Raw genomic sequence first — 16,937 nt, 5'->3', positions numbered from 1 at the left:
CTATGGGCGGGGTCCGACGCCGAGCTTGGGGCCCTTTCGGGCAACGTGTTCGTTGCGGCCCGCGGCTATTTCCGGGCCCACTCCCAGAAGTTCCACCAGACACCGGTCTGGTTCGGCATGTACTTCACGCCGGTGATGCGGCTGCTGTACGCGTCGACGCCGACGCTCGCGTACAGCGGCAGGCCGTACGCGGAATCCCAGACCTTTTTGTCGATCTGCGTCAGGATCCCGTCCTGTTTACTGCGGTCGGTGGTGACAACGAGTTCGTCCAGCAGCCGGTCGGTTTCCTGGTCGCTGAACCGGTTGTAGTTGGAGTCGCTGCCCGACCTGAAGACCTGCGGAACGCCCGAGGCGCCGACGCCCGCGTTGCTCCAGCCGAATATGGCGGCATCGTAGCCGCCCCTGCCCAGGGCCGCACCCCAGTCGGATTTGCCGAGGCCGCCGTCGACGATGGTGAAGCCTGCCTTGGTGGCCGACTCCCGGATCAGCGAGTAGGCGTCAACTTCGTTGGGGTTCTCCTTGTTGTACATGATGCGGATCGTGGGCGCGGCACCGTTCAGGAGCTTCCTGGCGCCCTCGATATCCGTGTCCTGGTAGGCCGAGGAACCGTTGTTCCGGGCGGAGTCCTGGTATGCAGCCTGGTCCGGCAGGAAGAGCTGGGAGTCAAGCGGCTTCGCGTTAGGGTCCAGCTTCCTGACGATCTTGTCAACGATGTCCTTGCGCGGGACGGCCTTCATGAAGGCCTCGCGGACATCCTTGTCGGCAAACGGACCGCTGTAGTTCAGGTCGACGTGTTCGTAGGCGAACTGGCTGCCGCGGTCCAGCGTGACGCCCTGGCTTTCCAGCGCCGTGAGCTGCTCGACCGTTTCGGCGGAGGCCTGCGGCGCGATGATGTCCGCCCCGCCGTTCCCGAGCGCCTGGACCTGGGCCGCGGCGGAGCCGATGTAGCGGACGGTGATTTCGTCCAGTTTGGCTTCCGGACCCCAGTTGTAGTCCTTGTTCTTCACCATGGTCAACGACTCGTCCGGGTTGATGTTTTTGACGATGAACGGGCCGTTGGACAGGTACAGGCTCGGGTCGGCCGGCAGCGTCTTGGCATCAAAACCGGTGTTCCACAGCCCGGACAGGGCCTGCAGCCGGGCGTCGGCCGGCCTCGGCGCCTTGGAATCGCCGCGCGGGATGCCCTTGAGGAGCTCGATGAATGCCTTGGTGTCCCTCAGGCCGGCCTTCGCAGCGAGGACGTGGGCCGGGATGTCGATCCCTGGTCCGCCGAGCGCTGTTTCCCAGTCGGTAAAGGGACGGGAGTACTGCACCGTCATGGACCGTCCGTCCGAGCCGAGTTCCGGGAAACCGGTCAGAGCCAGGCCGGTCGGTCCGCCGGCGTAGGAGAAGTACGACGTTCCGGTCTTCGCTACCGGATCGGCGTCGTCGTAGTAGCCGGAGAAGGCGGCCCACTGCAGCAGGAGGTCGGCCGCGGTCACGGGGGTGCCGTCGGACCATTTGACGCCCTCATTGACCGTGTACTTGACGGTGAGCGGGTTGTCCGAGGTCTTCTCCATCCTGCCGAACTTGTCGTTGCGGACGATGTTCAGCTTGTTGTCGAGGTAGAAGAAGCCGGAGTGCGTGGCGTAGCTGACCTTGGAGTTGACGTCGACATTGCCGGCGGCCGTGTTGGGGTTGAACGTGCTGAAGGCGTTCACCTCCGCGACGGTCGCCGATCCGCCTGCCTTGCCTGCCGGGGCGCTCGTCGGGGTCGAGCCGCTGCTGCCGCCCGCGCAGCCGCTGAGGGCGAGGACGGCCGCTACTGCCACGCCCACTGCTTTGGTGATAGGACCCGAACGCATTCCGCCTCCATGTTTCTGTCAGGGGGTGAGCGGCGGGCACGGTGGGCATCGGACAGACGTCCACACTCCCCCGCCGCAGCATGGCCGTCTCACATGGGATGAAGCGTAGCCGCAAAGAGCCGGTTCTCGAAGAAAGCCGGCCCAGGAAAGGCCCCGGTACAGAACACCGGGGCCCTCGGGTTGATCCTCACAGGGTCAATTATCTGCCTGAATCGCCAGGCAATCACACGTTGAAGCGGAACACCACCACGTTCCGTAGCGGAAAACCTTAGGAAACTCGCCACAGGCGGGGGAACGCGTTGCGCGACGACGGCGCGGCGACTGAGCCGATTTGCGAGATCCCCGGCTGAGTGCCGACAGGAGCAATGCTGACCGCCCTGCAGTGTATCCGTTGCTGGGATGCTCGGAGCGAATGCCCGGCCGGATGAACCGACCCACAATACGACGCACCGTGAACCCTGCCGGGACAGTTCCAGCCGTGTGATCAACGTCGACTCAGACTGCGGAGGCGGCAGGAGATCGCCATGCTCCACAATCGACGAGGGCAACCTTACGGCTCGTCGACGTAGCCAACACCGACGTCGCGGCATGCCGCGATCAATCGCTTGTCGCGCGTCCAAAGCCGAGCCCCGCCGACCAACGCGACCGCGCCCAGGAGATGCCCGTCCACTGCACTGAGACCGCGTCCCCAGAGTCGCCGACCGCTGACAAGCGTCATCACTTCCGCGTGACTCAGGACCGGGAACTGGCCCAGGCTTTCCAGGAGGTCCAGCACAACCGCGCGCTGCTTGATCGACCCGAGTGCCAACTCCTCGATCACGTATGGATGGCACCCAACCTCGTCGTCATCTAGGAGACTGATGAGTCCGGGCTCGGATGCGCGCAGGTGGTCGATCCAGATCGAAGTGTCGACCAGGATCACGCGCCACCCTCTCGGCGTCGCGGCGCCGAGGTCGCGGAGCCGTCGGAGCCGCCCAGGGCTGCGAGCCGCCTGGCGCTCTCGACACGGATCAAAGTCGTCAGTCCGTCGCGCAGGAGAGCTGATTTCTCGGTGATGCCCGTCAATTCACTTGCCCGGGCCAGGAGCTCGTCGTCGATGTTCACCGTCGTCCTCATCAGAACCTCCTTCTAGCATCAAGAGTATCATCATATGATGCCGAAACAGATGATCAACGAGTCTCTGCCGCCAACGGAAACCGCCCAGATTTGTCAGGCAGCCTGACGCCCGAACGGAGCGCAATTAGACGTTGAAGCGGAACTCCACGACGTCGCCGTCGGCCATGACGTATTCCTTGCCTTCGATCCGGACCTTGCCGCGGGCCTTCGCCTCCGCCATCGAGCCGGCATCGATCAGATCGTCGAAGGAGACGACTTCGGCCTTGATGAATCCGCGCTGGAAATCGGAGTGGATCACACCGGCCGCCTGCGGGGCGGTGTCCCCCTGGTGGATGGTCCACGCGCGGGTTTCCTTGGGTCCTGCCGTGAGGTAGGTCTGGAGTCCCAGGGTGTGGAATCCGACGCGGGCCAGCTGGTCCAGGCCTGATTCGTCCTGGCCGTTCATCTCCAGCATCTCGCGGGCTTCTTCCTCGTCCAGTTCGACGAGGTCGGATTCGAGCTTGGCGTCGAGGAAGATGGCGTCCGCCGGGGCAACCATGGCCCGCAGTTCCTCCTGCTTCTCCGGGCTGCCCAGGATTCCCTCGTCGGCGTTGAAGACATAGATGAAGGGCTTGGCCGTCAGGAGGCTGAGCTCCTTGAGGTGCTCCATCTCCAGCTTGTCGCTCTTGACCGAGGAGAAGATCGTGTCGCCGCGTTCCAGCACGGCCTGTGCGGCCTTGATGGCCGCCAGCTCGGCAGCCTCGCGCTTCTTGATCTTGACTTCTTTTTCGATCCGGGGAATGGCATTTTCGATGGTCTGAAGGTCGGCCAGGATCAGCTCGGTGTTGATCGTCTCCATGTCCGAGCGGGGGTCGACCTTGCCGTCGACGTGGATGACGTCGGGGTCATCGAACACGCGGACAACCTGGGCGATGGCCTCGGCCTCACGGATATTGGCCAGGAACTTGTTGCCCAGGCCTTCACCCTCCGACGCGCCTTTCACGATCCCGGCGATGTCCACGAAGGACACGGGGGCGGGCAGCAGACGGGCGGAGCCGAAGATGCCGGCGAGCTTTGCAAGCCGGGGGTCGGGCAGGTTCACGACGCCGATGTTGGGCTCGATCGTGGCGAACGGATAGTTCGCCGCGAGCACCTGGTTCCGGGTCAGTGCGTTGAAAAGAGTTGATTTGCCGACGTTGGGCAGTCCGACGATGCCAATAGTAAGAGCCACGGACATACATTCTACCCGCACGGGCCGGGAGCCCTGCCCTGCGGGCCGGGGCGCCTGTTGGGGCTCATGTTGGGTCGCCCGTCGGGCGGCAGGTGGGGCGGCAGCGCAAAACTGTCACAGGGGCATGCCAGAGTGAACCCATGGACGCTTTTGCACTTATTCTTGCCCTGCTCATGCTGCTCGTGGGCGCCGTTGCCGGCGCCGCCGTCGCCTATCTGCTGCTCCGGCGCCGCTATCTGGCCGTGGAACAGGACTTCGACGGCGTTTCGGCCCGGCTTTCCGAGGTCAGCGCCCAGTTTGCCGCGGCCGACGCCGAGCGGCGCCTTTTGGCGGCGCAGAACCGCGAGCTGGGCGAATCACGGAGCCAGGACGGCAGCGTGCTGCGTGCGCTGGCGCCGGTAGCGGAGAAGCTCACCGCCGTGCAGCAGCAGGTTTCGCTGCTGGAGCGGGACCGGCTGGAGCAGTACGGCCAGCTGGCCCAGCAGCTGCAGGAGGCGCGGCTGTCCGATGAGCAGCTCCTGCGCTCAACGCATGCCCTGGAATCGGCGCTCCGTTCCAACAGTGCGCGCGGCCAGTGGGGCGAGGTCCAGCTGCGGCGGGTGGTGGAAGCGGCCGGGATGCTGCGGCACGTCGATTTCCATGAGCAGGTGCATAGTGCCGCCACGGAGAACAGCGTCCGGCCCGACCTCGTGGTGCAGCTGCCCGGGGACAAGCTGCTGGTTGTCGATGCGAAGGTCCCGCTGGCGTCCTATCTTGCGGCGCAGGAGCTCGGCGCGTCTGTCGACAGCCAGCAGGGCGGCCTGCAGCTCGGGCAGGCAGCCAGCGGGCAGCAGGCGCACCTGGCTGCCCATGCGAAGGCACTGAAGGCCCATGTGGATGCCTTGAGCACCAAGAAGTACTGGGACATCCCCGGCAACTCCCCCGAACTCGTGGTCTGCTTCCTGCCGGCGGAATCCATCCTCGCCGCCGCGCTGGCGGCGGACCCGGCCCTGCTGGACTACTCGCTGTCCAAGAACGTGGTCCTGGCCTCGCCCGGAACCCTGCTCGCAGTGCTGAAATCGGTCGCCTTCACATGGCGCCAGGATGTGCTGACCGACAGCGCCCGGGAGCTCTTTGAACTCGCCCGGCAGCTCTACGAGCGGATGGGCACGCTCGGCGAGAATGTGACCAAGCTCGGGGCCTCCCTGAAGACCTCGGTGGACCGCTACAACTCCCTGGTCGGCACACTCGAGGCCCGGGTGCTGCCGACGGCCAGGAAGCTCAATGCCCTCGAGTCCGCCGGGCTCATCACGCCCGCCTCCATCGAGGTGACGCCGCGTTCGGTGGCGGCCCCGGAGCTGCAGCCAGGGCACGACGCCGCGGAGTCCGCCGCTTAAGGGTTCCCGGCCTGGCGGGTGCCGCGGCCACCGAGGGCCCGGGTGACGTCCCCGGCCTGCTTGAGGGTGGCCCGGAGCTCCTTGGGCAGGGAGAAGAGCAGGTCCTCCTCGGCCGTGACGACTTCCTCCACGGCGCCGTAGCCGTAGTCGGCAAGGAGCCGCAGCACGTCCTTGACCAGAACCTCGGGGACGGAGGCTCCGGACGTCACGCCGACGGTGGCGACGCCCTCGAACCAGGCCTCGTCCACCTCGTTGGCGAAGTCGACGCGATAGGACGCCTTTGCCCCGTACTCCAGCGCCACCTCGACGAGGCGGACGGAGTTGGAGGAGTTGGCCGAACCCACCACGATCACAAGGTCCGCCTGCGGCGAGATCTTCTTGATGGCGACCTGGCGGTTGGTGGTGGCGTAACAGATGTCGTCGCTGGGCGGGTCCTGCAGGGTGGGGAAGCGTTCCTTCAGGAGCCTGACGGTCTCCATGGTCTCGTCCACGCTGAGGGTGGTCTGGGAGAGCCAGATGACCTTCTCGGGGTCCCGGACCGTGACCTTGTCCACCTCGTGCGGGCCGTTGATGATCTGGATGTGCTCGGGCGCCTCGCCGGCCGTCCCCTCGACTTCCTCGTGGCCTTCGTGGCCGATCAGCAGGATGTCGAAGTCGTCCTTGGCGAAGCGGACCGCCTCCTTGTGCACCTTGGTCACGAGCGGGCAGGTGGCATCAATGGTCCGCAGGCCGCGGTCCTCCGCGGACTGGACCACCGCCGGCGAGACTCCATGGGCGGAGAAGATCACGAGGGCGCCCTCGGGGACCTCGTCCGTTTCGTCAACGAAGATCGCCCCTTTTTCTTCGAGGGAGCTGACCACATGGACGTTGTGCACGATCTGCTTGCGCACGTAGACGGGCGGACCGTAATGTTCCAGGGCTTTTTCCACCGCGATGACGGCACGGTCCACGCCGGCGCAGTAGCCGCGCGGTGCCGCGAGCAGCACCTTCTTCGGACCGGTGACGGGCGACGCGGCCAGCACATCCTCCGGCGAACGCCGCCGGCGCGGAACGGATGGCATCGGTATGGAGACTGCGGTGGAGGTCATCCTTCAATGCTACCGGTGTTCAAAGACGCCCGTTTTTGGGCTCCCGCCGGTGTTCAAAGCCGGAGTTCAGGCCCGGCGGCCACCGGCGGCGCGAACCAGCAGTCCGACGACCAGCAGGACCCCGCCTGCCAGCGCGACCGTCAGGATCCACTGCCCGAAACTGCCAGCGGACGCGGACGCAAACTCGCGTGTGAAGATGTCGGCCATCTCGTTGCCGCTGGAGGCCCCGGCCAGGGCGCCGCCGCCGGCATCTGCGGCCAGCTTCCACGCCCCGGCCAGCACCAGCGCGCCCGCCCCGGTCCCGGCCAGGACGGTCCACCGGCGCCGTGCGGCGACCAGGGCCAGCAGGAAGGCGATCCCGGCACCGGTGGCCACGGCATAGCCCATCGGCGCGTACGCCGCGACCCTCTCGACGGCCTGGCGCTGGTTGGACTTCCCGATGTGGATCAGCACCTGCTCCGGCGCCGCGAGCGGCAGGTTCGTGGCGTCCGACACCTGCTTCGCGACAAGTCCGACCAGCGGTGCGACGTCGAGCGTCAGCGCGGTGGCGCCGGCGGCCTCCGGCGGCAGGGTGCCGGGATCGGCGAAGGTGAGCCGGTGGCTCCTGCGCAACGTTTCCGCCCAGGCGCCGGGGTAGCCGGGCATCCCAGCTAGGGACTGGGCCGCGTTGTCCAGGATCGGCCGGGCCAGTTCGGCGACGACTTCCGGAATCCGGTGCTCGACGCCGAGGCTGCCGACGGCGGCGGTGGCGAGCCTGCGCTGGAAGACGGGGTCCTGGCCCAGCGGCGCGGCCAGGGCGACAAACCCGTCTTCCCGGACGATGTTCCGGTCAACCCAGATTGCGGGAACAGCGACAGCCGCCATCAGGAGCCCGATGAGCACAGCAGCGGCCGAGACAAAAGTACGCAAGACAGAGTCCTAGGAAGTCGTAGGGATACTGCCATCCTACGGGTGCTGGCCCGGCGGGCTATAACGTCGGGCCCTGGTGGTAAAGCTTTGGATAGAGTTGAAACAGACAAGTTCCAGCTGTTGGCCGGTGCCCCTCCCGAGGAAACCCTGGGAAACGCACCTGCTGGCGGCTCCGCCCCGGCAAAGGAAACCAACGCAAATGCACACCGCCCCCTCCGCCACCGTGTACGGGCATGTCTGAGGGCCTGGCGGCGGCCACCACGCTCCCCGCCACGGCGGCGGAAACCAGCCCGGACAATCCCTGGCCGCTGCAGCTGCTGTCCCAGAAACTCAAGATGCACATCGACCGCGCACCCTCGGCCTGGGTTGAGGGCCAGGTCATCGAGCTGAACCGGCGCGGCGGCAACGCCTACCTGACCCTGCGGGACATCGACGCGGAAATTTCGCTGCCCGCATCGGTCTGGACCAATGTGCTGGACCGCCAGCAGACCCCGCTGGAACGGGGCTCCCGCGTGGTGGCCCTGCTCAAGGCCGAGTTCTGGCTCAAGACCGGACGGCTGAGCATGTCGGTGAAGGACATCCGGCCGGTGGGCCTCGGAGATCTCCTTGCCAGGATCGAACGGCTGCGCCAGGCCCTCGCGGCGGAGGGCCTGTTCTCGGACGCCCGCAAGAAACGGCTCCCCCTGCTCCCCCACCGGATCGGCCTGATCACCGGCCGCGACTCGGACGCCAAGAAGGACGTGCTGCGCAACGCCGCCCTGCGCTGGCCCGCCGTCGAATTCGAGATCCGCGAGGTCGCGGTCCAGGGCAACACCGCCGTCGCGCAGATCATCGCCGCGCTGCAGGAACTTGACGCCCACCCCGTCGTCGACGTCATTGTGATCACCCGCGGCGGCGGAGCCCTGGAGGACTTGCTGCCGTTCAGCAACGAGGAACTCATCCGGGCCGTGTCAGACGCCGCAACGCCGGTGGTGAGCGCGATCGGCCATGAGGCGGACCGGCCGATCCTCGATGACGTGGCAGACCTCCGGGCTTCGACGCCCACCGACGCCGCCAAGAGGATCGTTCCGGACGTCGCGGAGGAGCTCACCCGGGTGCGGCAGGCGCGGGACCATCTCCGCCGCGGCGTCACCCGGCTCGTGGAGCGGGAAACCGACCGGCTGGCCGCGCTGCGCTCCCGTCCGGTGCTGGCCTCCCCCGAAGTCATGGTCGACACCCGGCTCGACGACGTCGAACGGCTCAAGGGCAGATCCCACGCTGCCATCAACACCGCGATGGCGCGGGCCGCGGACCAGCTGGTCCACCTCAAGGCCCAGGTCCGTGCGCTGTCGCCGCAGAAGACCCTGGACCGTGGTTACGCCGTCGTGCAGCTCAGCGACGGGGAGTCACCGGACCCCGGGACGCGCCGGGAGGTTGTCCGCCACCCCTCACAGGCGCCGGCCGGAACCCCGCTGACGGTCCGCGTGGCCGGCGGCAGGTTCACCGCACAGTCCACCGGCGGCCAGGATCCCGCCGACAACTGAACCGGCGGAACCCCTGCCGGAATATTCCACCCCTGGGCTTTCCATCAGAGTGACCGTCCCCGGGATGAAGCCAAAAAACAAGGAGCACCACATGGCAGCAGAAACGAAGCCGAACGCCGATATCGACGCACTGAGCTACGAGGACGCCCGCGAACAGCTGGTCGGCATCGTGGGCAGGCTGGAAGCCGGTGGCGCCAGCCTGGAGGAGTCCCTGGCGCTGTGGGAGCGCGGCGAGGCGCTGGCCAAGCGCTGTGAACAGTGGCTGGAAGGCGCCCGGAAGCGCCTGTCCGCCGCCCGGGACCAGGCCGCGCAGGACGGCTGAACCGCCGGACGGCCGCAGCCTGGCCGGCCGTCCACGACCTGTCCGGCGGTAGCCAGCCGGCCGGTCAGGAGCGTTCGACCAGATCCCGCTCCAGCTCGACGTCAAGGTCCGGGGCGGGCCACTGCAGCTTGAGGCCCTCCAGCGCTTCGAGCAGCAAGTGCTGCACGGCGATGCGGGCGTACCATTTCTTGTTGGCCGGAACCACGTGCCAGGGAGCCAGCTCGGAATTCGTCTTATCGAAGGCCTTCTGGTAGGCGTCCATGTAGTCGTCCCAGAATGCCCGTTCCTTGAGGTCGTTGCTGCTGTACTTCCAGTGCTTGGCGGGGTCATCCAGCCGGGCCAGCAGCCGCGCCTTCTGTTCCTCGCGGCTGATGTTGAGCATGACTTTGACGATCTTGGTGCCCGCCGCCGTCTGCCTGGCCTCGAATTCGTTGATGGCGGAGTACCGCCGCTCGAGTTCTTCCGGACTGGCCCAGCGGTGGACGCGGTGGACCAGGACATCCTCGTAGTGGGAACGGTCAAAGACCCCCACGGCGCCGGCCGGCGGCACTTCCTTTTCGATCCGCCAGAGGAAGTCGTAGGACTTTTCCTCCGGCGTGGGCGCCTTGAAAGACCTGAGTTTGACCCCCTGCGGGTTCATCGCGCCCACGACATGCTTGACGATTCCGCCCTTGCCTGCCGTGTCCATGGCCTGCAGGATGAGCAGGATGCGTTTGGTGCCGCCATACAGGGACTGGGCGAAGAGCCTTTCCTGCAGTCCCGCGAGTTTCTCGTCCAGGTCGCCGAGCAGGAGCTCGCCGTCGGACTTGCCCCCCGGATAGCCGGGAGTTGCGTCCGGATCCGCGGCCTTGAGGCTGAACCCTTTTCCCACTTTGAGGGTGTCCGAGGGACGGTCCTTGAATTTCACGTCGTCTGCCATTGACTTTCCTCTTTCCGGATCACGCAGCACCCCGCGGCGAGGACACGGGACAGCAGGACAACGGCGCGGGCCAATGCCCCGTGCCGCGCTGCTGCCCCCAGACTAGTTGCCCTTGTAGCGGCTCAGGAAGTCCGCCATGCGGCCGATTGCCTCCTCGATGTCCTTGACGAGCGGCAGGGTGACCATGCGGAAATGGTCCGGCCGGACCCAGTTGAAGGCTCGGCCGTGGGAGACCAGGATCTTCTGCTCCCGGAGCAGGTCGAGGACGAACTTCTCGTCATCGCGGATGTGGTAGACCTCGGGATCCAGCTTCGGGAACAGGTACATCGCCCCGCGGGCCTGCTGGGTGCTGACGCCGGGGATGGCGTTGAGCATGTCGTAGGCCTTGTTCCGCTGTTCCAGCAGGCGTCCGCCCGGGAGGATCAGGTCCTGGATGCTCTGGTAGCCGCCGAGGGCCGTCTGGATGGCGTGCTGGGCGGGCACGTTGGCGCACAGGCGCATGTTGGCCAGCAGGTTGATGCCTTCGAGGTAGTCCGCGGCATCCTTCTTCGGCCCCGAGATGGCCATCCAGCCCGCCCGGTAGCCGCACACCCGGTAGGCCTTGGACAGGCCGCTGAAGGTCAGGCAGAGCACGTCGTCGCCGGTGAGGCTGGCCATGTTCACGTGCACGGCGTCCTCGTACAGGATCTTCTCGTAGATCTCGTCGGCGAACAGCACTAGCCCGTGCTTCTCGGCCAGCGCCACGATCTTCTTCAGCGTGCTTTCCGGGTAGACCGCGCCGGTAGGATTGTTGGGGTTGATCACCACGATGCCCTTGGTGCGCGGGGTGATCTTGGCTTCCAGGTCATCGAGGTCGGGCTGCCAGCCGGATTCCTCGTCGCACAGGTAGTGCACGGGCCTGCCGCTGGCCAGGGCCACGGAGGCAGTCCACAGCGGGTAGTCCGGGGCAGGAATCAGGACTTCGTCGCCGTCGTCGAGCAAAGCCATCAGCGACATCGTGATGAGTTCGCTCACGCCGTTGCCCAGGTAGACGTCGTCAACATGGATGTTCTGGATCCCGCGCGTCTGGTAGTACTGCGAGACGGCCGTGCGGGCGGAGAATATGCCGCGGGAGTCGCTGTACCCCTGGGCATGTGGCAGGTGGCGGATCATGTCCACCAGGATCGCGTCCGGCGCTTCGAACCCGAAGGGGGCCGGGTTGCCGATGTTCAGTTTGAGGATGCGGTGACCCTCTGCCTCCATCTGCTGGGCGGCCTGAAGAATCGGTCCACGGATGTCGTAAAGGACATTATGAAGCTTGGTGGACTGCTTGAATTCTGCCATCCATCAAATATGCCATATCGGGGATGTACTTCCGTTGAGACATCACTCACAGACACGGCGACGGCGGCTGCCCGGCTTCCCCCGCCGCGCAGGGGGTGCGGCAGCCGCCGTCGAACGTCAGGAAGGCCTGTCCGGAAGCCTTACTTGGCCAGCCCCTTGTCCTTGAGCCACGCGGCCGCGGCATCCTTGGGGTTCTGCTTCTGGGTGCCGCTGACGGCCCGGTTGAGGTTGATCAGGTCATCGGTGGTGAGGATCCTGGACACGGCGTTGAGGGCGTCCTTCGCTTTGTCCGTCATCTTGGCCTTGTTGTACAGGGGCAGGACCTGCTGGGCGATGAAGTTGTTCTTCGGGTCCTCCAGCACCACGAGGTCGTTGTCCGCGATGGACGGTGTCGTGGTGAAGATATCCGCCACCTGGACCTGGTCCGAGAGCAGGGCCTTCAGCGTCAGGGGACCGCCGCCGTCGCTGAACGGCTCAAGCTTCTTGGGCACGCAGTTGTAGTTCTTCTTCAGTCCCGGCAGCCCGTAGGCGCGTTCGGCAAAGGTCGCCGGCGCACCCACCACAATCTCGCTGCAGACCTTGGCCAGGTCCTCGATGGATTTCAGCTGGTACTTCTCCGCGGTGGCCTTCGTGACGACCATGGCGTCCTTGTCCTCGGCCTTGGACGCATCCAGCACAGCCAGGCCGTCAGGGAGTTTGGCCGGCAGCGCCTTGGCGATGTCCTCGGCCGAGACCTCCGTGGCGTCCTTGTTCACGTGCAGCAGCAGGTTGCCGCTGTAGTCGGGGATGACGTCCACCGACCCGTCCTGCACGGCCTTGAAATACACCTCGCGGGAACCGATGTTCGGCTTGGTGCTCGCGGTGACGCCGGCAGCATTCAGGGCACCGGCGTAGACCTCGGCCATGATCTGGCTCTCGGGGAAATCGGCCGAACCGACGACGAGGGCCCCGCCGGATCCGGTCGATGCACCGCCCGTGGCGGGGGCCGAGGACAGCGGATTGGATGAGCCTCCGCAGGCGGACAGGGCCAGCGCCAGTCCTACGCCGGCGGCCAGACCACCGAATGCGCGCCTGCCAAGTGCCCGTGGGCGGGATTCCTTCATGACATACCTCCTTTAACAACAGCCTCCGCGGTCACGGGGTCTGTGAGATCAACCGCAGCCTGCCGGCTCCGGTTCGACTGGGAAGAGGCCCCCGGTGACAGGAACAGCCTCTGGAAAAGCGCCAGGACAAGGTCGACGGCGATGGCGAGGCCCGCGATGAGCAGCGAACCGCCGAGCATCTGCGGGAAGTCGGAGAGCACGAGGCCGTCGAACAGGTAGCGGCCCAGGCCGCCGAGGTTGATGTAGGCCACCACCGAGACAGTGGCGATCACCTGGAGCACCCCGGTCCGGAACCCGCCGAACATCACCGGCAGCGCGTTGGGGAATTCGGCGCGGAAGAGCACCTGGAGTTCGGTCATGCCCATGGCCCGGGCCGCGTCCACGACGTTCCGGTCGACACTGGAGATTCCCGCGTAGGTGCCGGCGAGCAGGGGCGGGACGGTGAGGATCACGAGGGCCCAGATCGGCGGCATGAGCCCGATCCCGGCCAGCAGGACGAAGAGGGTGAGCAGTCCCAGGGTGGGCAGGGCGCGGAGGGCGCCCGCGAGGGCCACGACGGCGACCCTCCCGCGTCCGGTGTGCCCCACGTACAGGCCGATCGGAATGGCGATGGCGGTGGCGATCAGCATGACAAGCCCCGTGTACTGCAGGTGTTCGGCCAGCCGTGCCGGGACCCCGGCGGCGCCGGCCCAGTGGGCCGGGTCGGCGAGCCAGTCGAAGGTGTCCGTGATGACGTTGCTCATGCGCCGCCGCCTCCGGCCTGTGCGTCTGAAAGCCGCATTGCCGCGGCGGCAGGGCCGGTCTTCTCAGGGCTCGCGCCGGAACCTGCGTGGGGCCTTGCGGCCACGGCGCCGGGTGCCGCGCCGGCCCGCGTCCACGGGGTCAGCAGCCGCTCGAGCAGCACCAGGACGGCGTCCATCAGGAGCGCGAGGATCAGGATGGCGATGATGCCCACCACCACCTCGGTGACGAAGTCGCGCTGCAGGCCGGAGGTGAAGAGCATGCCGAGGTTCCCGATCCCGAGCAGCGCGGCGACGCTCACGAGCGAGATGTTGCTGACCGAGACCACCCGCAGGCCGGCAAACATCACGGGCAGGGACAGCGGGAGGTCGATCTGGAGGAAGCGGGCGACGGGTTTGAACCCCATGGCGACCGCAGCCTGGCGGAGATCCTCATCCACGGAATCAAAGGCATCCAGGGCGGCACGGACCAGCAGGGCGACGGCGTAGATGGTCAGTGCCACCACCACGTTGAGAGGGTCCAGGATCCGCGTGCCGATGATGGTGGGCAGGATGATGAAGAGCGCCAGGGAGGGGATGGTATAGAGCAGCGAGGACGCCGTCACGACCACCGAACGCAGGGCCTTGCTCTGCCGGGCGACCTGGGCCAGCGGAATAGAGATCAGCAGGCCGAAAACCATCGGGAGGACGGCCAGCGCGAGGTGCTGGCCGGCCAGCGTAAAGACCTGCCCGCTGTTGGCCAGGAACCAGTCCATCAGAGCGCGCCCTGGCGGACACGGCGGCCGGCTTCAATCACGGCCAGCACTTCGGCGGCCTGGATCACGCCGGCCACCCTGCCCTCCGCGTCGACGGCGACGCCGAGGCCCGAGGGCGAGGACAGCGCGGCGTCCAGCGCCCGCCGGAGTGTCTCACCCTTGCGGAACAGGGACCCGCCCGGGACCATCACCGGGCCGGCTCCCGTGGCGCGGCCCGGACCTGCCCAGCCAAGCGGGCGCCGCCCGGCGTCGACCACCAGCTTCCAGCCGTCGTTCCAGTTGCCGTCCGGCGGCCCGCCGTCGTGCTCGAGCTCCGCGGGGGTGAGGGTGCTGACCTCATGGATGGTGACGCCGTCGGAGGGGCTGAACGCCAGGTGCCGGAACCCGCGGTCCCGGCCCACGAAGGACGCCACGAAGTCGTTGGCCGGGGCGCGCAGGATCTCCTCGGGGGCGGCGTACTGCGCCAGTTTGCCGCCGACGCCGAACACGGCCACCTTGTCCCCCAGGACCGTGGCCTCGTCAATGTCGTGGGTGACGAAGACAATGGTCTTGGCCAGGTCCCGCTGCAGGCGGAGGAGCTCCTTCTGCAGTTCGTCGCGCACCACCGGGTCCACGGCGCTGAACGGCTCGTCCATGAGGAGCACGGGCGGATCTGCCGCCAGCGCCCGTGCCACTCCCACGCGCTGCTGCTGGCCGCCGGAGAGCTGGGAGGGGTACCGCTTTCCGAGCGAGGGCGCCAGCCCGACGACCTCAAGCAGCTCCTGGGCGCGCCGGCGGGCGTCCGTCCTGGACACCCCGTTGAGCCGGGGGACGGTGGCGATGTTGTCCAGCACGGAACGGTGCGGCATCAACCCGGAGGACTGCATCACATAGCCCATGGACCGCCGCAGCCTGGCCGCGGGCACCGAGGTCACGTCCTCCCCGCCCACGGTGATGGTTCCCGACGTCGGCTCGACCATGCGGTTGATCATCCGCAGGGAGGTGGTCTTGCCGCAGCCCGAGGGGCCGACGAAGACGGTGATGGCGCCCTGGTCGATGGACATGGTCAGGTCATCCACGGCAGGCTGCCCGCCCTGGTACCGCTTCGTGACGCTCTGGAACTCGATCATGGCTTCAGCCATTTCCGGCCTTACCTAACTGTTGGCGGCAACATCGGACGGTCCAGCCAACTGATCATAGTCATGCTGATTTTTGGCTGTAAAGGCAGGTACCTGACAGCGTCAGGAAAGTTTGCCGTCCAGCGGCCGTTCGCGGTAGAGCCGCAGGGCGGCGTCCACCAGCGAGACCCGGTTCAGTTCCGCCACCTCCGCGAGCGGGATCCAGGCTGCATGCGTGGTGCTGCCGTTCACCTCGTGGCGCAGCTCCCCGCCGGTAATCCTGGCCTCATAGACCAGGCGCAGCGACTGGAAGTCCCGCTCGCCGCCGTCGATCCGGATCTCGGCGGGCCAGTGCCCGACGTCGATGCCCAGCATGCTGCCGATCTCCGCGTGGTATCCGGTTTCCTCGTAGATCTCCCGGCGGCACCCGTCCACCGGGTGCTCGGCCAGGTCCAGGCCGCCGCCGGGAAGGGTCCAGCCTTCTTTTCCGCCCTGTTTCCAGTACGCCAGCAGGATGGAGCCGTCGCGGATGATGACGGCGTAGGCGGCCGGGCGGGTATCGAAGTTCAGGCTCATCAGACCAGCGTAGCCGGGTCCTCAGCCCTGTTCGGCCACAAGCTGGAGCACACCGAAGACGGGCTCCCGGTCCAGGACGCGGACGTCGCTGATGCCCGCGGCGGCCAGGGCGGACCGGAAGGAGTCCTGCAGGCCCGGGACGTTCATGCCCAATCCGCCGCCGAGGATCACCGGGCCGTCGATGCCGAGCTGCCGGACCGTCTGCTCCGCGAGCCCGGCCAGGTCGCGGCCGGCCTGGTCCACGAGTTCCCTGCTCGCGGCGTGGCCGGCGGCGGCAGCGTCGACCACGAGCCGGGCCCGCTCGGCCCAGTACCGGCGTCCGGTGGCCGGTGAATGGAAGAGCGCGATCAGTTTGTTGGGCTCATCCACCCCGCAGGAGTCCAGCAGCGCCGTGGTCAGTTCGTCCGGTTCCAGCCCCTGGTTCATCCGGCGCAGGCCGTCGCGGACGGCCTCGCGGCCCAGCCAGTACCCGCTGCCCTCGTCGCCCAGGAGATAGCCCCAGCCGCCGGCGCGGGCCTCTTCGCCGAGGCTGTTCCGGCCCCAGGCCGCCGATCCCGTGCCGCCGATGACAGCGACGCCGGTGCTGGCGCCCCCGGCGGCCAGCAGCAGCCGCGAATCGTGGACCACAGTGATCCGGGCGCCCGGGGCATGGGGTGCGATCAGCGCGGCGAGCGCCGCCGCGTCCTCCTCGGTGTCGATGCCGCCGGCTCCGGCGTACACCCGGGCCACGGCTCCCCCGCCGATCCTCGCGAACAGCTCCGCGAGGTGGCGTGCCGCCTCCTCGCGGCTGACGTTCTGGACGTTCGAGCTTCCCACCGACTCGTCGGCGGCCGGTATGCCGTCCTCGAACCGCACACCGCGGGTCTTCGTCCCGCCGATGTCCAGGCCAATCACGACGCCGGGAACTCCTCCGCCGGCGGGGCCTGGGATCGCAGCGCCTGCAGGGCCGGGCCCCGGCGGCGCCGCGGGGGCGGACGATGCGGACGAGGACCGGGCAGGGCGCGCCGGAGGGATGTCAGAATGGGTCATCAGGACA

At 67.3% G+C, this 16,937-nt stretch carries 17 protein-coding genes; 3 read left to right on the top strand and 14 right to left on the bottom strand.

What is annotated here, in order from left to right; all coding sequences use genetic code 11:
• Positions 1 to 65: 65 nt before the first annotated feature.
• The 4 genes from J9611_RS13135 to ychF form a co-directional block, all read right to left on the bottom strand.
• Entirely contained in the window at positions 66 to 1,844 is a 1,779-nt protein-coding gene (locus tag J9611_RS13135; RefSeq protein WP_211880770.1) for an ABC transporter family substrate-binding protein, read from the bottom strand.
• A gap of 550 nt (positions 1,845 to 2,394) precedes the next feature.
• Positions 2,395 to 2,766 (bottom strand): type II toxin-antitoxin system VapC family toxin, encoded by a 372-nt coding sequence (locus J9611_RS13130; RefSeq protein WP_211880769.1) that lies wholly within the window; start codon positions 2,764 to 2,766, stop codon positions 2,395 to 2,397.
• Complete coding sequence (locus J9611_RS13125; protein ID WP_211880768.1) at positions 2,763 to 2,960, bottom strand: type II toxin-antitoxin system VapB family antitoxin; 198 nt, start codon at positions 2,958 to 2,960, stop codon at positions 2,763 to 2,765. Before J9611_RS13125 ends, J9611_RS13130 begins: the two co-directional genes overlap by 4 nt.
• Positions 2,961 to 3,084: 124 nt before the next feature.
• The gene (gene ychF / locus J9611_RS13120) at positions 3,085 to 4,170 is read right to left on the bottom strand and encodes a redox-regulated ATPase YchF (RefSeq protein ID WP_211880767.1); all 1,086 of its coding nucleotides are present in this window, start codon (positions 4,168 to 4,170) and stop codon (positions 3,085 to 3,087) included.
• A gap of 140 nt (positions 4,171 to 4,310) precedes the next feature.
• On the opposite strand from ychF, the gene J9611_RS13115 reads away from it, so the two are divergent.
• Entirely contained in the window at positions 4,311 to 5,546 is a 1,236-nt protein-coding gene (locus tag J9611_RS13115) for a DNA recombination protein RmuC (protein ID WP_211880766.1), read from the top strand.
• Here the strand turns inward: J9611_RS13115 and J9611_RS13110 are convergent.
• Together J9611_RS13110 and J9611_RS13105 are read right to left on the bottom strand one after the other, a co-directional pair.
• Positions 5,543 to 6,634, bottom strand: a complete 1,092-nt coding sequence (locus J9611_RS13110; RefSeq protein WP_211880765.1) for a 4-hydroxy-3-methylbut-2-enyl diphosphate reductase — start codon at positions 6,632 to 6,634, stop codon at positions 5,543 to 5,545. The genes J9611_RS13115 and J9611_RS13110 overlap by 4 nt on opposite strands.
• 66 nt (positions 6,635 to 6,700) lie before the next feature.
• On the bottom strand, positions 6,701 to 7,543 hold the full coding sequence (locus tag J9611_RS13105) for a hypothetical protein (RefSeq protein ID WP_211880764.1): 843 nt from the start codon (positions 7,541 to 7,543) through the stop codon (positions 6,701 to 6,703).
• A gap of 233 nt (positions 7,544 to 7,776) precedes the next feature.
• Between J9611_RS13105 and xseA the strand changes: the two genes are divergently transcribed.
• Together xseA and J9611_RS13095 are read left to right on the top strand one after the other, a co-directional pair.
• Positions 7,777 to 9,066, top strand: coding sequence for an exodeoxyribonuclease VII large subunit (gene xseA, locus J9611_RS13100; RefSeq protein WP_211880763.1), 1,290 nt, complete (start codon positions 7,777 to 7,779; stop codon positions 9,064 to 9,066).
• A gap of 91 nt (positions 9,067 to 9,157) precedes the next feature.
• Positions 9,158 to 9,388 (top strand): exodeoxyribonuclease VII small subunit, encoded by a 231-nt coding sequence (locus tag J9611_RS13095; RefSeq protein ID WP_211880762.1) that lies wholly within the window; start codon positions 9,158 to 9,160, stop codon positions 9,386 to 9,388.
• A 64-nt stretch (positions 9,389 to 9,452) separates the two neighbouring features.
• Here J9611_RS13095 and J9611_RS13090 read toward each other — a convergent pair whose 3' ends face one another.
• From J9611_RS13090 to J9611_RS13055, 8 genes are all read right to left on the bottom strand, one after another.
• On the bottom strand, positions 9,453 to 10,307 hold the full coding sequence (locus tag J9611_RS13090) for a PPK2 family polyphosphate kinase (RefSeq protein WP_211880761.1): 855 nt from the start codon (positions 10,305 to 10,307) through the stop codon (positions 9,453 to 9,455).
• Positions 10,308 to 10,409: 102 nt separating this feature from the next.
• A complete protein-coding gene (locus J9611_RS13085; protein WP_211880760.1) occupies positions 10,410 to 11,630 on the bottom strand; it encodes a pyridoxal phosphate-dependent aminotransferase in 1,221 nt (406 codons plus the stop codon).
• A 140-nt stretch (positions 11,631 to 11,770) separates the two neighbouring features.
• On the bottom strand, positions 11,771 to 12,733 hold the full coding sequence (locus J9611_RS13080) for an ABC transporter substrate-binding protein (RefSeq protein WP_211880758.1): 963 nt from the start codon (positions 12,731 to 12,733) through the stop codon (positions 11,771 to 11,773).
• A complete protein-coding gene (locus J9611_RS13075; RefSeq protein ID WP_211880756.1) occupies positions 12,730 to 13,476 on the bottom strand; it encodes an ABC transporter permease in 747 nt (248 codons plus the stop codon). The genes J9611_RS13080 and J9611_RS13075 overlap by 4 nt, the downstream gene beginning before the upstream one ends.
• Positions 13,473 to 14,228, bottom strand: coding sequence for an ABC transporter permease (locus J9611_RS13070; protein WP_211880754.1), 756 nt, complete (start codon positions 14,226 to 14,228; stop codon positions 13,473 to 13,475). The genes J9611_RS13075 and J9611_RS13070 overlap by 4 nt, the downstream gene beginning before the upstream one ends.
• Positions 14,228 to 15,349 (bottom strand): ABC transporter ATP-binding protein, encoded by a 1,122-nt coding sequence (locus tag J9611_RS13065; protein WP_281414564.1) that lies wholly within the window; start codon positions 15,347 to 15,349, stop codon positions 14,228 to 14,230. Before J9611_RS13065 ends, J9611_RS13070 begins: the two co-directional genes overlap by 1 nt.
• A 99-nt stretch (positions 15,350 to 15,448) precedes the next feature.
• Positions 15,449 to 15,901, bottom strand: coding sequence for an NUDIX hydrolase (locus tag J9611_RS13060; RefSeq protein ID WP_211880752.1), 453 nt, complete (start codon positions 15,899 to 15,901; stop codon positions 15,449 to 15,451).
• 21 nt (positions 15,902 to 15,922) lie between these two features.
• Complete coding sequence (locus J9611_RS13055; RefSeq protein WP_211880751.1) at positions 15,923 to 16,930, bottom strand: N-acetylglucosamine kinase; 1,008 nt, start codon at positions 16,928 to 16,930, stop codon at positions 15,923 to 15,925.
• Between the last annotated feature and the right edge of the window lie 7 nt (positions 16,931 to 16,937).

This window comes from Pseudarthrobacter albicanus, assembly GCF_018224015.1.
GTDB lineage: Bacteria > Actinomycetota > Actinomycetes > Actinomycetales > Micrococcaceae > Arthrobacter > Arthrobacter albicanus.
Note: the sequence above shows the minus strand (reverse complement) of the source record. Positions and strands in the feature narration are given on the sequence as shown.